This is a genomic window from Stappia sp. MMSF_3263, assembly GCF_030733745.1.
Lineage (GTDB): Bacteria > Pseudomonadota > Alphaproteobacteria > Rhizobiales > Stappiaceae > Stappia.
The window spans coordinates 1-23,190 of sequence record NZ_JASHIK010000019.1; the positions used below are offsets into that span (position 1 = coordinate 1).

Consider the following 23,190-nt stretch of genomic DNA (forward strand, 5'->3'; position numbering starts at 1 on the left):
TGGAGACGCCGCGCCGCGTTGAACGCGTTCATCGCCGTCAGCAGTTGTTGGGGCGCTGCGGACCAAGGTCGATCTGGCATTCGTTGGTGAGAGCGCCGATCGCGGCACCACCGGCGACGCCGACGGCCGCGCCAAGAAGGACGGGCCCTCCGGCCAACGCCAGTGCGCCGGCGCCGGCCGCGCCGCCGATGGCGCCGCCCGTGACGCCGCGTTCGAAGCGGTTGGAACCGCAAGCGGCAACCAAGAGTGAAAGTGCGAGAATGCCGGCAAGGCCGGCCGGTCTCGGGATACGCATGTTACATTCCTTCCTGAGCACCCAGCCAGGATCAACATGCGCTGTCATCGTGAACGGGGGGTAAACGCGGCTGGCTGCTGCGTCTCGACGCGGCCCGCTGGAAAGTGTCGGGTGAAGCGCGCCAAAGTCCGGAGTTTTCCTTGCCCCGGACGCTGCCATCGACTAAGAAGCGGCCAGTTCCCCCTCATTTCAAGCATGGAGCGGCAGGCACCTATGGCGCGCCAGTTTATCTATCACATGCACGGTCTGTCGAAGGCCTATAACGGCAAGAAGGTCCTCGACGACATCCATCTGTCCTTCTATCCGGACGCCAAGATCGGCATTCTGGGTCCCAACGGCGCCGGCAAGTCGACCCTTCTGAAGATCATGGCCGGCCTCGACAAGGAATATTCCGGCGAGGCCTGGGCCGCAGAGGGCGCCAAGGTGGGTTATCTGCCGCAGGAGCCGCATCTCGATCCGACCAAGACCGTCCTGGAAAATGTCACCATCGGCGTTGCTCACAAGCAGGCGATTCTCGATCGCTACAACGAGCTGATGATGAACTATTCCGACGAGACGGCGGACGAGGGCGCCAAGCTCCAGGACATCATCGATGCCGAGGATCTGTGGAATCTCGAGAGCAAGGTCGAGATGGCGATGGAAGCGCTGCGCTGTCCGCCGTCGGACAGCCCCGTCGACAACCTGTCGGGCGGCGAGCGCCGCCGCGTGGCGCTGTGCCAGTTGCTGCTGTCGGAGCCCGACCTCTTGCTCCTCGACGAGCCGACCAACCATCTCGACGCCGAGACCGTGCACTGGCTTGAGCGGCACCTGCGCGAGTTCAAGGGCTCGGTGCTGATCATCACCCACGATCGCTACTTCCTCGACAATGTCACGGGCTGGATTCTGGAGCTCGACCGCGGTCGTGGCATTCCCTACGAGGGCAACTACTCCGCCTATCTGGAGAAGAAGACCAAGCGCATGGAGCAGGAGGGCCGCGAGGACATGGCCCGCTCCCGCGCCATCGCCCGCGAGCGCGAGTGGATGGGCATGTCGCCGAAGGGACGGCAGACCAAGTCCAAGGCGCGTATCCGGGCCTATGACGACCTGCTTGCCAAGCAGGAAGAGCGCATGCCCTCGATCGAGCAGATCCTCATTCCGGTGGGCGAGCGTCTGGGCAACAACGTCATCGACCTGCAGAACGTGTCGAAGGGCTTCGGAGACCGGCTGCTCATCGACGACCTGACGTTCAAGCTGCCGCGCGGCGGCATTGTCGGCGTCATTGGCCCGAACGGCGCCGGCAAGACGACCCTGTTCAAGCTGCTGACGGGGCAGGAGACGCCGGATTCAGGCGAGGTCGTCGTCGGCGACAGCGTGCATCTGGGCTATGTCGACCAGTCGCGCGATGCGCTCGATCCGAAGAAGACCGTGTGGGAGGAGATTTCCGACGGTCACGAGATCATTTATCTCGACGGCAAGGAGATCAACTCGCGGGCCTATTGCTCGTCCTTCAACTTCAAGGGCCCGGCCCAGCAGGCCAAGGTCGGCGATCTCTCCGGCGGCCAGCGCAACCGGGTGCATCTGGCCAAGGTCTTGAAGCAGGGCGCCAATGTGCTGCTGCTTGACGAGCCGACCAACGACCTCGACACGGAGACGCTGGCGGCGCTCGAGGACGCGCTGGAGAACTATGCCGGCTGCGCCGTCGTGATCAGCCACGATCGCATGTTCCTCGACCGGCTCGCCACGCACATGCTCGCCTTCGAGGGCGACAGCCATGTCGAGTGGTTCGAGGGCAACTTCGAGGATTACGAGAAGGACAAGGTGCGCCGCCTCGGTGCCCATGCGGCCGATCCGCGTCGCATCAAGTACAAGCCGCTGACGCGCTGATTTCGTCAGGTCTTGCGACAAAGGACGGCGGTGCCTTCGGGCGCCGCCGTTTTTGTTTGCCGAACCGGGAAAGGCGGAGGTTGCACGAGGAAAGCCAAACCGGCCGCTCTTTCCCCGGGCACGGACTCGTTGTAAGCCTCGGTTGCATGGTCGGTCGGACCGCAAGCCGGCCGCTGAAGAAACAGGAAGACCAGGCGATGGCAACGGATCTGTTCGGACGCGAACACATGGACGAACTTCAGATCGTGCCGGCACGCAAGATCGCGGCAACCGCGGTCAAGGTGTTTGCCACCAAAGATCCGGAAGATTTCCGCACCACGTGGACGGCGGCCTTGAAGCTCGGCTTCGAAGGCGTCCCGGGCGGCCGTCATGCCGGCCACACGCGTCGGTCGGGTGCGCGCGAGCCCTGGTATCCGCGCGGCACGGAGATGTGCAACGAGCGGCAGGTGTCCATCCTGTCGGTGGAAGAACTCGCCGAGGTTGCCGCCGACATGGATCTGCCGCGCATCGAAGCCGAATGGATCGGCGGGAACGTCCTGACCGAGGGCCTGCCGCGCCTTTCGCTGGTGCCGCCGCGCACGCGGCTCGTGTTCGCCGGCGGCGCGGTGCTGCGGGTCGACGGCGACAACGTGCCCTGCCGCATCGCTGGTGCCTCCATCGGCGAGCACTATCCCGAACGCGAGGGCATCGACCTGCTGTTTCCCAGGACGGCGCGCCGCCGCCGCGGTCTCGTCGCGTATGTCGAGCGCCCCGGGGTCATCCGCCCCGGTGAGGCGATCACCGCCCATGTCCCCGAGCATTGGCTCTATCGCTGAGGCGGTGACCTGCCGCCTGTCTCTGGCCGGTTCCCCGGATCGTGGCTACTCGCGTCCCGACAGCAGGTTGTTGGCCGCCGACCACACATTCGGTGAGATGTCGCAACCGAGCCCGGAAAACTGCGAGAGATTTTGGCCGACCTGGTAGGGCCCTTCCTCGATCGGGCATTTGCAGGTGGTCAGTCCGTCCTCGTTGGTGGTGCAGGGCGCGGTCATGCAGCCGGCGTAGCGACCACTCGATTGCGGGCAGTCGGTCGAGGCGAACGGGTGATTGAAGGAATAGACGAAGCTGAAGGTCGAGATCAGCTTGGTCTCCGGCTGGTCCGGATAGAGCGTCTGGGTGGTCCCTTTCGCGATACTGCCGAGATAGTCGCAGACCGGAGCCGGCTTGCACGAAGGGTCGTTGCCCAGAACCGCGCATTTCTGCTGATTGACCATGTTCAGGCAGTTGCGCCCGAGTTCGCCGCATTGCGCGACCGTTTCCCGTCGCACCTGCGGGTTGAGGATAGAGTGAATCAGCACGTAGTTGTATTCGGCCGGGCCGATCGCCTTTTCGGTGATCGCGTAACAGGTACAATCGGCTCCCTTCGCATCGCTGCCGGATACGGTGCAGGGCAGGGCAGGCGAGGCGACGTTGCCGTAGCGCGGTGTCGGCTGATCCGGGCCTGAATAATAGCACAGTGCGTAAGGATTGCCCTTGCAGGCGAGGAAGGCCGTCGGACTGGCGAAATCATCGGCCCAGGGTGGGGGCAGGTTCTGGGCGGCGGCCCCGGGCGCGGCAAGCGCAAGAACGAACAACGCCGGCAGGATGGCCGGTATTCGGACGAGGTATCGCAGCAGCATGAGAAAACACCCCCGGGTTCCGAACGGCCAGGATGGCCGAAGTCCTTCCCAGGATACACGTTTTCGGGTGATGTCATAATAAAACACCCTCATTGGTTGTTTTGCCGGGGCCGCCCTCAGGTCTCTCAATCCTCGCTGATCTCCTCTTCGTCCGCGCTAACCTGGCGTGTCGCCCCCCAGGAAAGCAGTGTCTCGTTGATCGCATCGAGCGCGAAAAAGCGCGCAGCGTCGCGCTCGTATCCCTCGTCGAGCAGCGCGTCATAGTCGCTATGGGCATGGCGGACATGGGCAACGAGGGCCAGCCACAGGGCGGTGGAAGGGGGCAGGTGACGCAGATGCGGGGCCTGTGCATCGGCCAGGACCGGCTCGGCATCGGCGAAGGGGATGCGCGGCACGAAGAGCCGCAGTGCCTTGCGGATTTTCTTCTGGCGCTGTGTCCCGCTCACGGCAGGCGGCCGGCAAGGGTGGCGAGCCCGGCGCGGCTGGTGACGCCGAGCTTGGCATAGACGGCCTTGCGATGGGTGCGCAGGGTGTTGGTGCTGATGCCCAGGCGAGCGGCGACCTCCTCCTCCGCACGCGCCGGCATGGCAAGTTCGGCGGCGACGGAGGCCTCGCGGGTGGTCAGCCGGAAGGCGAGCCTCAGCCTGTCGCGAAGTGACGCGATGCGGGCATCGGGCAGCGCCGGATCGAGCAGGGTCAGCACGAGCAGCAGGGACGGCTGCGCTGCCCGCTCTCCCTCCTTGCCCTCGCCCGGCACGCGCTGCAGTTCGGCATAGACGGGATGGGCGGGGCCGCACCCGGCGGGAATGGCGAAGGCGACCGGCTCGCCCGTCCCGCTGTGCAGCTGCCTCCAGGCGGAGGCGAAGGCCTGCTGGGCCTGCGGGTTAGTGAATTCCAGTCGCCGACCGGCCGGCTCGTCCGTGGCGGGCAACCCGCTGGACATGCGTGTCAGCTTCTCGGCGGCCGTGTTTGCGGCGATGATCCGGGCTTGCGGGTCGATGATGAAGGCGGCGCGGTCCTGCCGGTCGAGCAGTGCAAGGACGAGTGCGAGCCCGGTGTTGACAGTGTCGACGGGCGCGATGTCAGGCATTGATGCCGATCGCCGCCGTGTCGTCGGGCTGCGGGCCGGTTTCGGGCACGGGTGCGATGGCCGGCGCTTCCGTCGCGGCCGTGATGCAGGCGCCCAGTGCCTCGAAATCGTGTCCGCGCGGTGATGACTTGCGCCAGGCCAGGCCTACCGTACGCTGCGGCTGTGGATCGGCGAAACGCAGCAGCGCGACACGGTCGTCGCGCACCTCGACGGACGCGCACAGTTCGGGCAGCAGCGTCACGCCATAGCCGGCCGCGACCATCTGCATCACCGTCGAAAGGCTGGTCGCGCCGAAGCCGGCACGGCCCGACGGGCGCAGGCCCTCGCAATAGTTGAGCGCCTGGTCACGCAGGCAGTGCCCTTCCTCGAGCAGCAGCAGCGCCGATCCCTCGACCGTGGCGGGATCCACCCGGCGGCGCTCGTCAAGATCAGAGGTGGACTGGACTGCGAGCAGGAACCGGTCCTGGAAGAGCGGCAGCGTTTCCAGGTCGGCGCCGTCAATCGGCAGGGCGGCGAGGATGACGTCGAGATCGCCCTGCATGAGTTCCTGTACCAGCGACTGGGTCAGGGTCTCGCGCACCTGCAGTTCGACGCGTGGATGGGCCCGGTTCAGCGTCGGCAGGATACGCGGCAGCAGGTACGGGGCGATGGACGGGATGATGCCGAGGTTCAGAGGCCCGCTCAAGACCTCGCCAGTGCTGCGGCCGTAGTCGACAAGGTCTCGCGTCTGCGACAGGATGTTGCGTGCGCGTCGAGCGATCTCGCGCCCCTCCGCCGTCAGCCGCAATGCGTTCGGCCGCCGTTCGAACAGGGCGACGCCAAGCGTTGCCTCGAGTTCGCGGATCTGCATCGACAGCGCAGGCTGCGACACGGCGACCGCATTCGCGGCACGGCCGAAATGCAGGTGGCGGGACAGGGCCTCGAAATAGCGCAACTGGCGAAGGGTGATCATCGACATTAGATAAACTTATCGGGAACAACTTTCAATGCGATTGGCCCTGATCGTCATCCTTGTGGCATGGTTCGCGCGTTGATTCCAACTGACCGTCGGCGAGATCGGCGCTGGCGGGATTTGATTTAGAGGGAGACTGATCATGAGTGGCAAGAAGCCCGTTTTGACGACGACGGCCGGCGCGCCGATTACGGACAACCAGAATTCCCTGTCGGCAGGCCCGCGCGGTCCGCTGCTGCTGGAAGACTACCAGCTGCTGGAAAAGCTGGCCCACCAGAACCGCGAGCGCATTCCCGAGCGCGTGGTGCATGCCAAGGGCTGGGGCGCTTTCGGCACGCTGACGATCACCAACGACATCAGCAAGTATTCGCGGGCCAAGATCTTCTCGGAAGTGGGCAAGAAGACCGAGATGATCGCGCGCTTCTCCACGGTGGCCGGCGAACAGGGCGCCGCCGATGCCGAGCGCGACGTGCGGGGCTTTGCGCTGAAGTTCTACACCGAGGAAGGCAACTGGGACCTCGTTGGCAACAACACCCCGGTGTTCTTCGTCCGCGACCCCTACAAGTTCCCGGACTTCATCCACACGCAGAAGCGCCATCCGAAGTCGAACCTGCGCTCGCCGACCGCGATGTGGGATTTCTGGTCGCTGTCGCCGGAGAGCCTGCACCAGGTCACCATCCTGATGTCGGACCGCGGCCTGCCGCCGAGCCCGCGCTTCATGAACGGCTACGGCTCGCACACCTACAGCTTCATCAATGCGGACAATGAGCGCTTCTGGGTGAAGTTCCACTTCAAGACCATGCAGGGTCACAAGTTCCTCACCAACGAGGAAGCCTCCCAGGTGGTCGGCGAAACCCGCGAGAGCTATCAGGAAGACCTGTTCGGCTCGATCGAGAAGGGCGATTACCCGAAGTGGCGCATGTGCGTCCAGATCATGCCCGAGGCCGATGCCGACAAGCATGACTACAACCCGTTCGACCTGACCAAGGTGTGGCCGCATGGCGACTACCCGCTGATCGAGGTCGGCATCATGGAGCTGAACCGCAACCCGGAGAACTATTTCGCCGAGATCGAGCAAGCGGCCTTCTCGCCCTCGAACAAGGTTCCGGGCATCGGCTTCTCGCCCGACAAGATGCTGCAGGCGCGCGTGTTCTCCTATGCGGATGCGCATCGCTACCGCCTCGGCACCCATTACGAGGCGCTGCCGGTCAACCAGCCCCGTTGCCCCGTCCACCACTACCACAAGGACGGCAACATGAACTTCATGGGCCAGCAGACCGGCAATGTGGATGCCTATTACGAGCCGAACACGATGAACGGCGCGGCCGAGGCGCCGGAATACCGTGAGCCGCCGCTCACGATTTCCGGAGATGCCGACCGCTTCAACCATCGCGAGGGCAATGACGACTACGTCCAGGTGCGGGCGCTGTTCAACCTGTTCGACGATGGGCAGAAGGCGCGCCTGTTCTCCAACATCGCGGCCGCGATGGGTGGGGTGCCGCAGGCGATCGTCGACCGTCAGCTCGTCCATTTCGACAGGGTTCACCAAGACTATGGCGACGGGGTGCGCGCCGCGCTGGCGGCCGCTGCCGGTGCCCGCGACGCGGCTGAATAAACCGAGCCTCGCCATCATGGCGGGGTGAGACGAGAACAGGGCGCAACGGTTCCGGCCGCTGCGCCCTTTTTTGTGGCAGACGGGTGACAAGGGCCGGACCGCCGACCGGCCGAACGTCGGGGGAACCGGGTGGTACGAGCGCGCAGGGCGTTTCAACTCCCCTTAACCGCATGAGGCCATACTCGTCTCGAGTGCGAGGGACCTGAAGCAAGGGGAGGCGAGAGACATGAGCGATGCCGCGCGCAGGCCGGGGCTCGACCTGATGCGGGTGCTGGCCGTCGCCGCCGTCGCCTGGTTCCATTTCGGCTTCCGCATGCAGGCCACCGGCGAGGCGGGGCCGCTGGTCACCGGCGATCCCGGCATCTTCGCCCGCTATGGCTATCTCGGCGTTTCGGTCTTCTTCGCCATTTCCGGCTATGTGATCTCGATCTCGACCGAAGGGCGCGACCCGTTCGGCTTCGCCGTTGCCCGCGTTGCCCGGCTATGGCCGACCTTCATTCTTTGCATGAGCCTGACGGCACTGGTCACGCTCGCCGTGCCGGGGTTCGCCTTTTCGGTCACCCTGCCGCAGTATCTCGCCAACCTGACGATGCTGCCGCCTTTCCTCGGCCAGCCCTATGTCGACGGCGCCTATTGGTCGATCGTCGCCGAGATCCTATTCTACGCCTGGGTCGGGCTGTTGATGACGGTCCGGCTGTGGGCCCGCTTCCAGGTGCAGGTGGCGCTGGTCTGGCTGGCCATTGCCGCGCTCGACCAGGCGCTGATCGGCAGCGACCTTCTGCGGCGCCTTTTCCTGACCGATTTTGCCGGTTTCTTTGCCTTCGGCATGATGTTGCGCGCACGTGAGCGCGGTGCGGCGGGCGCGTCGGTCGTGCTCGTCGCCGCCTTTGTGCAGGCAATCGCCGGAGCGGCCGTCTTCGCCGAGGGGCTGGAACGTCTCTACGAGGGCGAACGCTTTTCGCAGCCGCTCATCGCCGTCGCGGTCGCGGTTGCGCTGGTGGCGCTTGCCCTGGCCACACGACCGTCGCGCGTCGGACTGCCCGCCGGCCTCGTCGCGATCGCCGGACGGGCGACCTATCCCTTCTACCTGTTGCACCAGCATATCGGCTATGCCGCCTTCCTGCTGCTGATGCCGTTGCTGGGCTTCGCGGGCACGGCCTTCATCCTGCTTGCCGGCGTGGCGCTGGTCGCATTTGCCGTCACGCTTGTTGTCGAGACGCCTGCGGCTCGCCTCGTCCGCCGGCTCGGGGAGGGCGTCCGGGCCCGCACGCTGGCTCTGGTGCGCCGCCCGGCCTGACGGTTCTCGTCTAGCGGCGAAAGAAAAAGGGCGCACCCGAAGATGCGCCCTCTCGCGTCGCGGAGACGATGCAGCCTATTCGGCCGCCTCCATCTGGTGCGGGTCGTAGTTGAGGATCGGTGCCAGCCAGCGCTCGGCCGTTGCCAGGTCCCAGCCCTTGCGCCGCGCATAGTCCTCGACCTGGTCGCGTTCGATCCGCCCGACGCCGAAATAGTGGCTGTCGGGATGGGCGAAGTAGAGCCCCGAAACCGAAGAGCCGGGCCACATGGCGTAGCTTTCGGTGAGCTCGATCCCGGCATTGGCCGTGGCATCCAGAAGGTCGAACAGCGTGCCCTTTTCCGTATGGTCGGGCTGCGCGGGATAACCCGGCGCCGGGCGGATGCCCTGATACTTCTCCCCGATCAGGTCCTCGACCGAGAGCGCCTCGCCTGGTGCATAGCCCCAGAACGAGGTGCGAACCATCTGGTGCAGCTTCTCGGCGAAGGCTTCTGCCAACCGGTCGGAGAGTGCCTGCGCCAGGATCTTGTTGTAGTCGTCGCCGGCCGCGACATAGCGGGCGATGATGTTGTCCTCGCCATGGCCGGAGGTGACGGCAAAGCCGCCGACATAGTCGGGGATGCCGCTGTCTTCGGGTGCGACGAAGTCGGCCATCGCCACATTGGCGCGGGCGCCTTCGGCGCGGGCCATCTGCTGGCGCAGCGTGTGCAGGAGGGCACGCTCGTCGGACCGACTCTCATCGCCGAACAGCACGATGTCGTCGCCTCGGCCTGCCGCCGGCCAGAAGCCGATCACGCCCCTTGGCTGCAGCAGCTTGTCGCGCACGATCTCGTCCAGCATCTGGCGGGCGTCGTCGAACAGGGCCTTGGCCGCCGGGCCGTAGCGGTTGTCGGTCAGAACGGCCGGATAGCTGCCCTTGATCTCCCAGGTCGAGAAGAACGGCGTCCAGTCGATGACCGCGGCAAGGTCTTCCAACGCGATATCGTCGATCACCTTCGTCCCCAGGAACGACGGCGCTTTCGGCCGGTAGGTCTCGAAGGACGTCCGGAAGCGGTTCTTGCGCGCCTCGGTGATGCTGGTGCGGCGTGCATTGCCGCGCGAGCGGGCGTGTCCTTCGGCGGCACGGGCGTAGTCCGCCCGGATCTCGCCGATATAACTGTCGCGCTGGCTCTCGCCGAGCAGCTTGGAGACCACGCCGACCGCGCGGCTCGCGTCGGTGACATAGACCGCCTGCGAGCGCTTGTAGTTCGGGTGGATCTTCACCGCCGTGTGGATCAGGCTCGTCGTCGCGCCGCCGATCAGCAGCGGCAGGTCGAAGCCCTCGCGTTCCATCTCGGCCGCCACGTGGCACATCTCGTCGAGCGAGGGCGTGATCAGCCCGGACAGGCCGATGATGTCGACCTTTTCCTTTTTCGCGGTCTCAAGGATCTTCGCCGCCGGCACCATGACGCCGAGGTCGATGACGTCGAAATTGTTGCACTGGAGCACGACGCCGACAATGTTCTTGCCGATGTCATGGACATCGCCCTTGACGGTGGCCAGCAGGATCTTGCCGGCACTCGGCATGTCCTCGATGCCCTGCTCGCGCTTCTCGGCTTCCATGTAGGGCATCAGGTAGGCGACCGCCTGCTTCATCACGCGCGCGGATTTCACCACCTGCGGCAGGAACATCTTGCCGGCGCCGAACAGGTCGCCGACGATGTTCATGCCGGCCATCAGCGGCCCCTCGATGACATGCAGCGGGCGCTCGGCCTTGGCGCGCGCCTCTTCCACATCGGTCTCGATATAGTCGGTGATGCCGCTGACCAGCGCATGACTGAGGCGTTCCTCGACCGGCAGGTCGCGCCAGGCCAGGTCCTTGACGGTCTGCTTGCCGCCCTGGCCCTTGTAGCGTTCGGCCGCCTCCAGAAGCCGGTCGGTCGCATCGGAGCGGCGATTGAGGACGATGTCCTCCGAAAGTTCGCGAAGCTCCTTGTCGAGATCGTCATAGACGGCCAACTGGCCGGCATTGACGATGCCCATGTCCATGCCCGCCTGGATGGCGTGGTAGAGGAACACCGAGTGCATCGCCTCTCGCACGGACTCGTTGCCGCGGAACGAGAAGGAGAGGTTCGACACGCCGCCGGAGACATGCGCGTGCGGCAGGTTCTGCCGGATCCAGCGGGTCGCCTCGATGAAGTCGACGCCGTAATTGTCATGCTCGGCAATGCCGGTGGCAACGGCGAAGATGTTCGGGTCGAAGATGATGTCTTCCGGGGGGAAGCCGACCTCGTTGACGAGGATGTCGTAGGAGCGCTGGCAGATCTCGGTCTTGCGCGCCTGGGTGTCGGCCTGGCCCTTCTCGTCGAAGGCCATGACGACGACGGCCGCCCCGTAGCGGCGTACCAGCTTGGCCTGGGCGACAAAGGCTTCAACACCTTCCTTCATCGAGATCGAGTTGACCACGGCCTTGCCCTGGACGCATTTCAGGCCGGCCTCGATCACTTCCCACTTGGAACTGTCGATCATCACCGGAACGCGGGCGATGTCCGGCTCGGCGGCGATCAGGTTGAGGAAGGTGACCATCGCCTCCTTGGAGTCGAGCAGGCCCTCGTCCATGTTGACGTCGATGATCTGGGCGCCGCTCTCGACCTGCTGGCGGGCGACATCGAGGGCGGTCGGATAGTCGTCGTTCTTGATCAGCTTGCGGAAGCGGGCCGAGCCGGTGACGTTGGTGCGTTCGCCGACATTGACGAAATTGGTCTCCGGCGTGAGCACGAAGGGCTCCAGGCCGGAAAGCCGCATGTGGCGCGGCGGCGCGGCGACCGTGCGCGGCGGATGCGCGGCGACGGCGTCCGCGATTGCGCGGATATGGTCCGGCGTTGTGCCGCAGCAGCCGCCGACGATGTTGACAAGGCCGCTCCGGGCGAATTCCCCGACCAGCGCCGACATTGCCTCCGGGCTCTCGTCGTACTCGCCGAACTCGTTCGGCAGGCCGGCATTGGGATAGGCGCAGACCAGAGTGTCGGCGATGCGGGCGAGCTCCGCCACATGGGCGCGCATTTCCTTGGCGCCGAGCGCGCAGTTGAGGCCGATGGAGAACGGCTTCGAGTGCCGCACAGAGTACCAGAACGCTTCCGGCGTCTGGCCCGACAGCGTGCGGCCCGAAAGGTCGGTGATCGTGCCGGAGATCATCACCGGCAGCTGGACGCCCTTCTCCTCAAGCACTTCGTCGATGGCGAAGAGGGCGGCCTTGGCATTGAGCGTATCGAAGATGGTCTCGACGAGCAGCAGATCGGCCCCGCCGTCGATCAGGCCGCGCACGGCCTCCGCATAGGCCGTCTTCAGCTCGTCGAAGCTGACCGCCCGGTAGCCCGGATTGTTGACGTCCGGGGAGATCGACAGGGTCCGGTTGGTGGGGCCGAGCGCGCCGGCGACGAAGCGCGGCCGGTCCGGCTCGCGGGCGCTGACGATGTCGCAGGCCTCGCGCGCCAGGCGGGCACCTTCCAGGTTCAGCTCGTAGGCGATCTCCTCCATCGCATAGTCTGCCTGGGCGATGGTGGTGGAGGAGAACGTATTGGTCTCGACGATGTCGGCGCCGGCTTCCAGATAGGCGACATGGATGTCGCGGATCGCGGGGCCTTGCGTCAGGTTGAGAAGGTCGTTGTTGCCCTTCACGTCCTGGTGCCAGTCCTTGAAGCGGTCGCCGCGATAGCCGGCCTCGTCAAGCCGCAGGTCCTGGATCATCGTGCCCATGGCCCCGTCGAGGACGAGGATGCGTTTTGCTGCCGCGGCCTTGAGTGTCGCCGCAGCGTTGGTCTTGCTGGTCATGATGTCTCTCAGGCCGCCTGCTGTTCCAGGGGAGCCGGGCGCAGGCCCAGCATGTGGCAAATCGCGAAAGTCAGGTCTGCACGATTCATCGTGTAGAAATGGAAGTCGGTGATGCCGCGGTCGACCAGATCGAGCACCTGCTCGCAGGCCACCGCCGAAGCGACCAGCTTGCGGGTTTCCGCATCCTGGTCGAGGCCGGCGAAGCGCCTGGCCAGCCAGTGCGGGATCGAGGTGCCGCATTTGGCTGAGAACACCATGGTCGTCTCGAAATTGACGATCGGCAGGATGCCGGGAACCACCGGGATGGAGATGCCGGCCGCACGCACCTTTTCCAGGAAGGTCTCGAACAGGTTGTTGTCGAAGAAATACTGGGTGATCGCCCGGGTCGCGCCGGCATCGACCTTGCGCTTCAGGTTGTCGATCTCGGACGCCCAGTCTGGGCTTTCCGGGTGGCGCTCCGGATAGGCGGAGACGGAGACCTCGAAATCCTCTGAGACGCGGCGGATGCCGGCGACAAGGTCCGAACCGTAGGCATAGCCCTGCGGGTGCGGATTGTAGATCGCGCCCAGCCCCTCGAGCGGGTCGCCGCGCAGCGCCACGATGTGCCGCACGCCAAGCTCGTGATAATCGCGCACGACGGCGTCGACCTCCTCGCGCGATGCACCCACGCATGTCAGGTGGGCGGCCGGGGCAAGGCCGGTCTCCTTGATCAGCCGCTCGACGGTGCGATGGGTGCGCTCGCGGGTGGAGCCGCCGGCGCCGTAGGTGACGGAGACGAAGGAGGGCGACAGCGGCTCAAGCCGCTGGACGGCTGCCCACAGCGAGGCTTCCATCTTTTCGCTCTTCGGCGGGAAAAACTCGAAGGAGACGGAAACCCCCGCACCTTCGTCCAGCTCGAAGCGGCGGAATTTGTCGATGGAAGACATGTCAGGCGACCTCCTGGGTCAGGTTCAATTCGGGTAGATCGGAAACGATGCGCGGATCGCGGGCGAGCCAGATCGTCACGGTGAGCCGGTCGGTCTCGCCGGCCTCGGCGTTGAGATCGCGGACCTCGACCACGTCGAGCCCGGCCTCGTGCAGCCAGCGATCCATCTGCTCGTGCGAAAAGCCGAGACGGCGATGGGCGTGGGCGTCACGCAGGAATTCCAGCTCGTGCGGGGCGAAGTCGACGATCAGCAGACGTCCGGCGGGACGCAGAACGCGGGCGGCCTCCTCGATGGCCCGGCCGGGATCGTCGAGGAAATGCAGCACCTGGTGCAAGGTAATGAGGTCATGACTTTCGGCGGGCACGTTGAGCGCGTAGATGTCGCCCTGGCGAACCTGCACGTTCCTCAGACCCTGGCGGGCGAGGTTGGCGCGCGCCACCGTCAGCATGTCGTGGCTGGCGTCGAGGCCGACAGCCTGCTCGTACTGGCCGGCAAACAGGGAGATCAGGCTGCCGGTGCCGGTGCCCAGATCGAGAAGCGAGCGGAAGGGGCGATCGCCGACAAGCTCGCGAATCGTCGCCTCGACGGCCGCCTCCGGCACGTGCAGCGAGCGCTCCTGGTCCCAGGTCTGGGCACGGGAGGCGAAGAAGGCCGCCGCGGCTTCCGCCTTGGCGCGGCGCGTGGCGGCCAGGCGCACCCGATCGCCGGCGAGCACCGTATCGTCCGGGTCGAGCCGCGACAGGAGCAGGCGGGCGAGATCGCCCATGGCACCGTCGCCGAGCCGATAGAAAACCCAGGCACCTTCGGGAAAACGCTGGACGAGGCCGGCCTCGGTCAGGAGCTTCAGGTGGCGGGAAATGCGTGGCTGGCTCTGGCCAAGGATGACAGTCGCGTCCTTGACCGTCAGCTCGCCGTCGGCCAGCAGCGCCAACAGGCGCAAGCGCGTGTCCTCGCCGACCGTGCGCAGGCCTGCAAGAAGCTGTTCGGCGCTCAGGAGCGGCTCCCTGGTCATTGGTGTCCTCGCTGCCCGGGTTTCGGGGTTGATCTCCTAGGAAGATATAAAGATATCTTTATACCTGTATTCGACGAAAATCAAGAGTCGATCCGGTCGTCACTGGGGACAGTCAGGATGAGCCTGTCGTGGAACGATGGCGCGCGCGCTCGAAAGCGGGGGGAGGGTATGCGTTCACGCAGGCGGCGCGATGGGTGTTCCGCGGCAGCAAAGGCTCGCGTCCTGACGGTGCGCGGGGCACACGCCCCGGGGTGGCGCGCCGGGCGGAACCATGGTGGACGCTTGCGGGAATGAGGCGTGAGGCTGTGGCGTGCTCCGAAATCGGAAATCCTGCTACCGTCCGTCGGCGGCTCCCGCCCCGGAGGGGGCCTGGCCCTGCTGCGGGTCGAGGGCCGGCAGCACGGCTCCGGCGATCGCTTTTTTCTCCGCTTCGGAGAACTGGCGCGTGTCGCCGGGCTCCTGGGCGACGCGCACCGTGACTTCGCGGTGGGCGAAGTGGATGCCGGCGGCCTCGCACAGATCGCGGATGCCGGAATAGACCACCTTGCGAAGTTCGAACTGGTCGCCCGGCCGGGTCATGAACTTGACCCGGACGATCATGGCGGAGTCCTCGAGCGCGGTGACGCCCTGCGATTTCACTGGCTGCAGGAATTTCGGGCCGTAGTCGGGATGCTCGAGCAGCTCCTGGCCGAATTTCTTGATCAGCTTGCGCATCTTTTCCACGTCCGTGTCATAGGTGACACGGAAGGCGAGCTTCATGACAGCCCAGTCGCGGGAGAAGTTCTTGACGAACTTGATCTCGCCGAAGGGCACGGTGTTGAGCGGGCCATTGTGGTGGCGCAACTGCATCGAGCGGATGGAGATCTTCTCGACCGTTCCCTTCACGTCGCCGATGTCGATGTACTCTCCCTTGCGGAAGGCATCGTCGATCAGGAAGAAGGCACCGGAGAAGATGTCGCGTATCAGCGTTTGCGCCCCGAAGCCGACGGCGAGGCCAACGACGCCGGCACCGGCGAAGATCGGCGCGATGTTCACGCCGAGCTGCGACAGCGCCACCATTCCGGCGATGACGACGATCGAGATCAGCAGGAAGTTGCGGAAGATCGGCAACAGGGTGGCGAGCCTGCTTTCGCCGGCCCCGCCCACTTCCGCGTCCTCGCTGGGAGCCGCGTTTCCGCCCTCGAGCCGGATCTGGTGATCAATGGCGATCTCGACCGCCCGGTAGGCCATGTAGCCGAGGAAAACGATAACGCCGATCTCGAACAGGTTGGCGACGATCGAACTGTCGTCGGAGATGCGAATGCCCCAGCGCAGGATCAGGTAGCCGAGCGCGATCACCAGCGACAGGATCATCGCACCATGGTCGAGCAGGTCGCGATAGGGCGAACGCCGGTCTTCCGCCTCGATCGCTTCGGCCGCGGCCTGGGCGCGGTTGGCGTCCTGGTCGGGCATTTCGCCAGCGGTTTCATCGGCCCGGGCGATATCGTCCAGGAGCTTTTGCCGGCCGGTGTCGCTGTCGAGGCGGGGCAGGAGCATCCGGTCGATCAGCAGGAGAAGGACGCCGTAGGTGGCGGCCCAGATCAGCACGGAGATCACGGGCGCGCCGACCAGTCCCAGCGCGGCCGGCTTGTCGAGGAGGACACGGCTGCCGGAGACGAGGAAGGCAGCGAGGAAATAGACCAGGAGAGCCGGCAGCCAGACAAGCGAGACGATACGCCGGGCAAGGCCGGTGCCGCCGCCTTGCCCGGCATCGTCGTGAATCAGCCGGTTGAAGGCGGCCCGGTAGACGACAATCACTCCCGACAGGGTCAGGCAGGTGAGGCCGACCGTGGCAAGAACCACCAGCCTGTGGGCGTTCTCGTCGAGGCCCATGGCTTTCATCCACTCGCACAGGGCGACCATGGCGGCCGTCAGCGCGCCGACCCCGAGGATCGAACGGTAGAGGCCCATGGCCTCCCGGTCCGTGAGATCGAACATCCTGAATGCCGGGCTGCGCGGCGCCAGAACGGCGTGGAGAACGAGCCGCAGGCCGAGAACCAGCACCACGGATTCCAGCGCGATGAAGACCGAGACGCGGGCGGCCGGATGCCCGGAAACGAAGATCAGCGTGACCATCGTGGCGGCCGCCGCGAAGGCGAGCACCGCGAAAGCCATCAGCACGGCCGTGGCAAGAAGGCAGGCAATCCTTGCCGACCGGTCGCGGGGGGGCGTTCCGTAGACGGTGCGGAACTTCTGTCGTCCCCAGCGCTCTGTCAGCCGCAGCGCGCCGAAGCCGGCAACGATCGCCAGGGCAAGCACGATGGCAACGGTCCAGAGCCAGTCGGTCGTTCCGTCGGGGGAACGACTGGCCAGCATCTGGCGGGCAAGTACGGGAAAGTCGGAAAGGGAGGCAACCGCACGGCCCAGTGCGTCGCGCACCTGCAGGGCCAGGCGGACATGTTCGCGATCGCCGGCCATTTCCATCATGGAAACGGCGTTGTCCTGGGCGGTGACGGGTGTTGCCAGGAGACAGAAGAGCAACGCCCAGGCAGCGCGCGCACGGCGTGAAAGGGAAAGGAGGCGTCCCCGGAGGCGCAGACCCTGGGCCCCGCCTGCGGCGCGCAGGACCGGTGCCGATGTGCCGCGATGTTCCTGCATGTGCCATTCCCCCGAACCAGCCGCGCCGGCCCAAGCGGGTCGGCGAGGCGAATTCGATCCCAGACGCGCCGCGAAGGCAAGCGGCAAGTCCGGGTGGGACGGTTCAATTTGTCTGGCGGGTGCCTCAGCAGGCGACCCGGCTGTGCCACTGGTTCACCAGCATCCGTGCCGACTGCGGATTGATGCCCTTGAAGCGGGCAACGATCCGGGCACGGTCCGGCTCGCGCAGGCGGTAGCGCCAGGGACCGACCTTAAGCAGTTTTTCCACTGTCGATACATCGAGGTTTGCGGCCTTGGCGACGATCAGGAACGGATCGGTGTCGGATCGCACCATCCAGTGCTTGGCTTCCTCGATGCCGATGTCACCGATCATCGCGAACGTCGCGACGGCCTCCGCGAAGCGGTCTTCCTCCGCGAAATGAACCAGCGTGTCCTCATCGATGCCCGGCCCCCGGGCGAGCGTCATCACGCGCCCCATTGCCGTTTCGAAGTCGTAGCGCCCCAGCCAGAAGTCGTTGGAGAGTTTCTGGGCCGCCACGCGCGCTGCCTGGGGCACTTCTCCATCCGCGCCCGTGTTCGCCTCGAGGAGGCGCATGCGGACCCGTTCGCTGGCAAGGGACGCAAGCGTCGAGACGGCCTGCTCGTCGAGATCGGAACGGTTTGCAAGGGCCATCTGCAGGTCCTCGTCCAGGCCCGATGCCTGGATAAGGCCAAGCACACCCTTGCTCGACAGGCTCGCGCCGCCGTTGCGCGCGACCGTCTGGTGCACGGCGGAGCCGCCGGTTTCGACCAGGACGTCGGTGACCATGTCGGAGAGGATTTCGCGAGCGGCGATCGCCACGCGGTGGTCCTCGCTCCGCTTCATCGAGATCTCGACAAGGTCGGTGTCGCGCAAGATGGTCGAGTTTTCCAGAACCGGCTTGGCCACCTCGATTTCGTCATTGGCGAGGCGGCGGATCGTTGCCTCGGGGGCGCGGCGCAGGGATGCCAGGCGGCCCGCGATGAACGCACGGGCTTGCATCTCGACCATGTCGGACAGGCGCACGAGGACGGAATCGTAAACCTCGATCTGCTCCTCGGAGCATTTTTCGGAGGTCAGCGAGAACAGGGTCGCCACGTTGCGCGCCAGCTCGTTGCGGCGCGACATGTCGTTCTCGTTGGCCAGTGCCTCGAAGTTCACGAGCTCCGTAGTAGACATGTTTGACATTGCTATTTCCCTGAGCGATTGGCTTCGTCGGTCTGAGGTAGCATGAGTCGAATAAACAAAAATTCAGAGCGACATCTAATTAATTATCTTTATTTTCAAAGACTTTAGATAAATTTTGAGCCTGTTTTGATTAAAATGCCGAGGACTGGAAAATTGCCCGGACTGCACTTGTCGTTGTCCCTCGGCCAGTCGTGACGGCAGGCCGTTTGAACCCTATCCGGGACACGGGAACTACGTGCTGCAACGGACCCTGAAAAAATGCGAGCGAACCATGCGACATTGCCGGCAGGGGCCGGGAAAGAGGTATCATGAGCGACAAGACGGCAATGCCGGCGCGCGCCGGAGAGATCGAACTTGAGAGGGATCCGGCGGGGCTTGCCGCGGATGCCGGTATCGTTTTCATCGGCCATGTCGAGACCCCCTGGAAGACGCGCGGGGAGTGCCCGCGCAATGGCCGCCAGAGCCGCGAGATCTGCCGGGTGGTGCTGAAGCCGGATTATCTGGAGGGACTGACATCGGTCGAGACCTGCAGTCATCTCTTCCTGCTCTACTGGATGCATGAGGCGCGCCGCGATCTCATTGTCCAGGCGCCGAGATTCGCCAGCCGGGCCCATGGTTGTTTCGCGCTGCGCACGCCGGTCCGGCCGAACCCGGTCTCGCTTTCCGTCGTCGAGCGTCTGGACATGACCGATGACGGTTTCCTGGTGCGTGGTCTCGATTGTCTGCACGGTACGCCGCTGGTCGACATCAAGCCGTATTTCGCCACCACCGACAGCGTTCCGGGGGCGGAGGTGGGCTGGCGCAAGGACTGAGCCGGCATCGCTTTATGCCGGCGTCCGACTTCTGCCATCGTCATCCGTTGACGCTGGACTTCCCTGCCTTCGGCCCGAAGACGCAGGACGCTGAAAGGTTCGTTCACAAAAAGAGGCCTAATCGCAGTTCCTGCATCGACATATCTTCGGTTTCACAGAACGGCGCATGCCTGCGCCCCCCTATCCGGAGAATGTCATGAGCAAGTCCCTGACCGTCCTGAACGTCGAATCCTCCGCACGTCGCGACGGTTCGATCACCCGCCGGCTCGCCGATCGCGTCATTGCCGGCCTTGCCGAGGGAAGCGTATCGGTTACCACCATCTCCCGCGATGTCGCGGCGGGCCTTCCGGTTGTCGACGAAGCCTGGGTCGGCGCCAACTTCACGGATCCCTCCGAGCGCTCACCCGAACAGAAGGCGCGTCTTGCCCTGTCCGATACGCTGGTGGCCGAACTCAGGGCCGCGGATGTGCTGGTCCTCGGCGTTCCGGTTTACAATTTCGGTATTCCGGCGGCGCTGAAGGCCTGGATCGATCTTGTTGCCCGTGCGCGTGAGACGTTCAGCTACAGCGAGGCAGGTCCTGTCGGCCTGCTGAAAGGCAAGAAGGCGATCATCGTGCTGGCTTCGGGCGGCACCCAGGTCGGGTCGGAGATCGATTTCGCCTCGGGCTATCTCAAGCATGTGCTCGCCTTCATCGGCATCACCGACGTCTCCGTGGTGGCCGCCGACCAGCTTATGGTTGCCGGCGAGACCCGCGTCCACGAGGCGGAGCAGCAGGCGGATGTGACCGCCAACCGGCTGATCGCAGCCTGAGGCCGCCGGCCATCGCGGCACGAACTCAAGCAGTGCGGAGTCAAAAAGCCCGGGCAGGGATCTGCCCGGGCTTTGATATTGGTTGCGCCCCGATCCGACACCGACACAATCGGGTTGCAGGCGTGCCGTCGTGCCTGCGCGGTCAGGTGCGTCCGTTGCTGCGTCGATATCGCAGCAGACAAAATTCCGAAAATTCCTGCCTCGGGTTGTTCTTTTTGTTGGCAAGCGGCTCGAATCTACGCAGGAGCCGCCTTGTCGCGCCGGGGCTTCCGGCGCTTGTTGTTCTGTCCTAGATCGCGCCAACCACAATGGCTGCGACAAAGACGAAAGCCGCGCATACGGCGAAGAGATTCATGTTGCGGACAAGTGTCATTTCGTGGCCTCCCGCAGTCTCTCGATACGTGAACAATAAGTTACCGCGCCAAGCCGGCAAAGCGAAAAAGATGCTGCGTTGCATCGTGGCCGCGAAAAGGTTTTGCGGCCCTGTCAGGATTCGCAGTGGAGCGGGGGATTTGCAGGCTGCCGGCGCCGTTTCGATTGCCGATATGTCGCAAGGGCGATCGCAGGGGACAAGTGCTGCGCCAACAAGTTGTTGTGCGGTGCAATATCAGACCTACGTAAACTTCCGTAGGATGAAGGTTCAAAAAGGGACGAAAACTCATGTACTTACGGCTTTCGTGGCGGAAAACTGCGGTTTCTACGGACGGGTTAACGGGAGAGAAACCGGTTCGACCTATGTTTTCTTGTAGATGAACGAGAAGGGTCGACGATGAACGCTGTGCAACTGACAGAGTTGGCACGCGAGGGTTCCGCGGAAAGCTCAGGTGAACTGGTGACGGCGCTGACCGATCTTTTCCTGCGTGCCGGCGAGGACGAGCGCGATCGCGTCAGCCTGATCTTCGGCGATGTGGTCCTGCGGGTGCTGGACAGACTTCAGGTCGAGGCCCGGACCGGCATGTCGGAAAAGATCTGTGTCGAGGCCGGTGCGCCGAAAAATCTCCTGAAGGCGCTTGCCGCCGACGAGGACATCGGGGTTGCAAAACCCGTTCTGGAGCGCAACCGGACACTTGCGGACGATGAGCTCGCCGAAGTGGCGGGCACGGTCTCCGGTGCGCATCTGTCGCTGATCTGCAAGCGCCAGGGACTCAAGCCCGTCCTCACCCGCGTCATCGCCCAGCGTGGCGATCCGGCGATCCTGTGCCAGATGCTGGGCAATGCCGGTGCGGCGATCGGCGCGGACAGTTTCGACCTGCTGGTCGCCCGGGCCCGCAAGGACAGCGACCTGCAGAATGCCTTGTGCGAGCGCAAGGACCTGCCCGAGACCGCGGCCGAGCGCCTGGTGCCGTTCCTGTCGAAGGAGCAGGCACAGCGTATCCGCGAGCAAAATGCCAACCCGACGCTGGTCAAGGCGATTGCCGAGCGGACGAAGAACGAGGTCGAGATACAGCTGCGCGAGTTCCAGGGCGCCAAGTCGAAGACGGCGACGCTCATTGACGGGGCGATCGACGGATCCGTCCCCATGGACGTAGCTGTAGGGGCGTTCGCCGACAAGGAACGGGCCTTCGATCTCGGCCAGCTTCTCGCCCGCAAGGTCGGCTGGCCGGAGAACGTGGTGGTGCCGCTGGTCTATCGTGAAGAGGAGCAGCCGCTGTTCTTCCTCTGCCGGCTGAGCGGTGTCTCGGACGAGGCCTATGTGAAGATTGCCCGCATGCGCGGCAAGCGGATGCGACTGTCATCTGCGGCAGCGAGCGAATCCTCGCGCAAATACGCAGCTCTCTCGCTCGAGGAGGCGGTCGCCTCGTTCAAGGCGATGGCGAAGAAGCTGAAGCTTCCCGTCGCGCCGCCGGGCGCCTGAAGCGCCTGGCTGCAGATGCAAGGACCCCTCGTGCCTTTCCGAAGCGTTGCGATGATCGTCCTTGCGGCGGGTGCCGGTCAGGCGTCTCCCCTGGCGACGAAATTCCCTTCCAGCCAGTGCGCGGCTTGTAGTGTCGCACGATCGCGGCCGTAGGCCCCGACAAGCTGGATGCCCAGCGGCAGGCCCGCCGCATTGTGCAGGCCGGGCACATTGACCGCGGGCGCGCCCATCAGGGTCCAGACGCGGTTGAAGACGGACGAGCCGGTCGAGGCCAGTCCGGCTGGGGCGGCGCCGGGTGCAGAGGGCATCATCAGCACATCGACCTGGGACATCAGGTCTGCCTGGGCCCGACGCGCTTGCGCGGCGATTTCCTGGGCCGCGTCATAGGCCTCGGCGTCGATCGTTGCTCCTTCCTGCAGCGTCTCGCGCAGGACCGGGCTCAGCATCCCGCTTGCCTTGTCGAACTCGGCGGCGAGCGCGCGCGTCGCCTCGTAGTCCTGGATCACCTTGTGAGCGGCGAAGGCCTCTCGGAAAACCGGCGGCAGCGATACGCGTTGCAAGGGCGCGCCGGCACGCTCCGCCAGCGCGCGCGCCGTGTCAAGGGCGGCGAGCATGTCGTCGTCGGCCTGTGCCCAGGGTTGGGGCTCGATCAGCCCGATCCGGGGCGGCGTGGGCACCATCGTGTCGACCCGCCAGTCGCGGCCGGCCAGGATACCGGCGCCGAAGGCAACATCGGCAATCCCCTTGCCGAACAGGCCCAGCGTGTCGAGCGTCCAGGAGAAGATCTTCACCCCGACCACCGGCAGGTGGCCGAAAGACGGCTTGAAACCGGCGATGCCGCAGAACGCCGCCGGCCGCACCACGGAACCGCCGGTCTGGGTGCCGAGCGCCAGGGGGAAGAACCCCGCAGCGATACCGGCGGCCGAGCCCGAGGACGACCCGCCCGGCGTGTGGTCGAGATTGCCGGGATTGCGCGTCGGTCCGGGTTGAAAGAAGGCGAACTCCGTCGTCACGGTCTTGCCGATGATGGCGGCGCCGGCGCGGCGCGCCAGCGCGACGATGGCGGCGTCGACGGCAGGCCGATGGTCCTTGTGGATGGGCGATCCGTAGGCCGTCGGCATGTCGCCGGTGTCGATATTGTCCTTGATCGCCATGGGCAGGCCCATCAGCGGACCGGTTGCCGCCTGTCCCGCCCGGAGTGCGGCCTCGACATCCCGAACCACGAAGGCGCGGACGTCCGGCTCGCGGATCTCGACCCGCTCCGCGATTTCCCGGTAAACATCGTCGAGTCGACGGCTTCCGGAATGGAGGGCTTTCGCGAGTTCAAGGGCTGACAGCATTGGATTCTCCAGA

At 65.2% G+C, this 23,190-nt stretch carries 17 protein-coding genes and 1 pseudogene; 7 read left to right on the top strand and 11 right to left on the bottom strand.

Features of this window, described 5'->3' with window-relative positions; all coding sequences use genetic code 11:
* Positions 1-37: 37 nt before the first annotated feature.
* Positions 38-295 (bottom strand): hypothetical protein, encoded by a 258-nt coding sequence (locus RBB46_RS18075; RefSeq protein ID WP_306030423.1) that lies wholly within the window; start codon positions 293-295, stop codon positions 38-40.
* A gap of 213 nt (positions 296-508) precedes the next feature.
* Between RBB46_RS18075 and ettA the strand changes: the two genes are divergently transcribed.
* Positions 509-2,158, top strand: coding sequence for an energy-dependent translational throttle protein EttA (gene ettA, locus RBB46_RS18080; protein ID WP_306030424.1), 1,650 nt, complete (start codon positions 509-511; stop codon positions 2,156-2,158).
* A 197-nt stretch (positions 2,159-2,355) separates the two neighbouring features.
* On the top strand, positions 2,356-2,973 hold the full coding sequence (locus RBB46_RS18085; protein WP_306030425.1) for an MOSC domain-containing protein: 618 nt from the start codon (positions 2,356-2,358) through the stop codon (positions 2,971-2,973).
* 45 nt (positions 2,974-3,018) lie between these two features.
* Here RBB46_RS18085 and RBB46_RS18090 read toward each other — a convergent pair whose 3' ends face one another.
* The 4 genes from RBB46_RS18090 to RBB46_RS18105 all read right to left on the bottom strand — a co-directional run bounded on the left by RBB46_RS18090 (position 3,019) and on the right by RBB46_RS18105 (position 5,864).
* A complete protein-coding gene (locus RBB46_RS18090) occupies positions 3,019-3,816 on the bottom strand; it encodes a hypothetical protein (protein WP_306030426.1) in 798 nt (265 codons plus the stop codon).
* Between the two features lie 125 nt (positions 3,817-3,941).
* Positions 3,942-4,262, bottom strand: coding sequence for a DUF2293 domain-containing protein (locus tag RBB46_RS18095; protein ID WP_306030427.1), 321 nt, complete (start codon positions 4,260-4,262; stop codon positions 3,942-3,944).
* A complete protein-coding gene (locus RBB46_RS18100) occupies positions 4,259-4,906 on the bottom strand; it encodes a PAS and helix-turn-helix domain-containing protein (RefSeq protein WP_306030428.1) in 648 nt (215 codons plus the stop codon). The genes RBB46_RS18095 and RBB46_RS18100 overlap by 4 nt, the downstream gene beginning before the upstream one ends.
* Complete coding sequence (locus tag RBB46_RS18105) at positions 4,899-5,864, bottom strand: LysR substrate-binding domain-containing protein (protein WP_336623177.1); 966 nt, start codon at positions 5,862-5,864, stop codon at positions 4,899-4,901. The genes RBB46_RS18100 and RBB46_RS18105 overlap by 8 nt, the downstream gene beginning before the upstream one ends.
* Positions 5,865-6,000: 136 nt before the next feature.
* On the opposite strand from RBB46_RS18105, the pseudogene RBB46_RS18110 reads away from it, so the two are divergent.
* Positions 6,001-7,437 (top strand): annotated as a pseudogene (locus RBB46_RS18110) (catalase); the annotation flags it as partial.
* Between the two features lie 262 nt (positions 7,438-7,699).
* On the top strand, positions 7,700-8,770 hold the full coding sequence (locus tag RBB46_RS18115) for an acyltransferase (protein WP_306030430.1): 1,071 nt from the start codon (positions 7,700-7,702) through the stop codon (positions 8,768-8,770).
* A 75-nt stretch (positions 8,771-8,845) separates the two neighbouring features.
* Here the strand turns inward: RBB46_RS18115 and metH are convergent, their stop codons facing one another.
* From metH to RBB46_RS18140, 5 genes are all read right to left on the bottom strand, one after another.
* Positions 8,846-12,577, bottom strand: a complete 3,732-nt coding sequence (metH, locus tag RBB46_RS18120; RefSeq protein WP_306030431.1) for a methionine synthase — start codon at positions 12,575-12,577, stop codon at positions 8,846-8,848.
* An 8-nt stretch (positions 12,578-12,585) separates the two neighbouring features.
* Positions 12,586-13,503 (bottom strand): methylenetetrahydrofolate reductase [NAD(P)H], encoded by a 918-nt coding sequence (gene metF / locus RBB46_RS18125; RefSeq protein WP_306030432.1) that lies wholly within the window; start codon positions 13,501-13,503, stop codon positions 12,586-12,588.
* Between the two features lies 1 nt (position 13,504).
* On the bottom strand, positions 13,505-14,515 hold the full coding sequence (locus RBB46_RS18130) for a metalloregulator ArsR/SmtB family transcription factor (protein WP_306030433.1): 1,011 nt from the start codon (positions 14,513-14,515) through the stop codon (positions 13,505-13,507).
* 333 nt (positions 14,516-14,848) lie between these two features.
* Positions 14,849-17,152, bottom strand: coding sequence for a mechanosensitive ion channel family protein (locus RBB46_RS18135; protein WP_306030434.1), 2,304 nt, complete (start codon positions 17,150-17,152; stop codon positions 14,849-14,851).
* Between the two features lie 124 nt (positions 17,153-17,276).
* Complete coding sequence (locus RBB46_RS18140) at positions 17,277-18,359, bottom strand: DUF2336 domain-containing protein (protein WP_306030435.1); 1,083 nt, start codon at positions 18,357-18,359, stop codon at positions 17,277-17,279.
* A 308-nt stretch (positions 18,360-18,667) separates the two neighbouring features.
* Between RBB46_RS18140 and tsaA the strand changes: the two genes are divergently transcribed.
* The 3 genes from tsaA to RBB46_RS18155 all read left to right on the top strand — a co-directional run bounded on the left by tsaA (position 18,668) and on the right by RBB46_RS18155 (position 21,837).
* Positions 18,668-19,171 (top strand): tRNA (N6-threonylcarbamoyladenosine(37)-N6)-methyltransferase TrmO, encoded by a 504-nt coding sequence (tsaA, locus tag RBB46_RS18145; RefSeq protein ID WP_306030436.1) that lies wholly within the window; start codon positions 18,668-18,670, stop codon positions 19,169-19,171.
* Between the two features lie 196 nt (positions 19,172-19,367).
* The gene (locus tag RBB46_RS18150; RefSeq protein ID WP_306030437.1) at positions 19,368-19,982 is read left to right on the top strand and encodes an FMN-dependent NADH-azoreductase; all 615 of its coding nucleotides are present in this window, start codon (positions 19,368-19,370) and stop codon (positions 19,980-19,982) included.
* A 769-nt stretch (positions 19,983-20,751) separates the two neighbouring features.
* Positions 20,752-21,837, top strand: a complete 1,086-nt coding sequence (locus RBB46_RS18155) for a DUF2336 domain-containing protein (protein ID WP_306030438.1) — start codon at positions 20,752-20,754, stop codon at positions 21,835-21,837.
* A gap of 77 nt (positions 21,838-21,914) precedes the next feature.
* Here the strand turns inward: RBB46_RS18155 and RBB46_RS18160 are convergent, their stop codons facing one another.
* Positions 21,915-23,177, bottom strand: a complete 1,263-nt coding sequence (locus RBB46_RS18160; RefSeq protein ID WP_306030439.1) for an amidase — start codon at positions 23,175-23,177, stop codon at positions 21,915-21,917.
* Between the last annotated feature and the right edge of the window lie 13 nt (positions 23,178-23,190).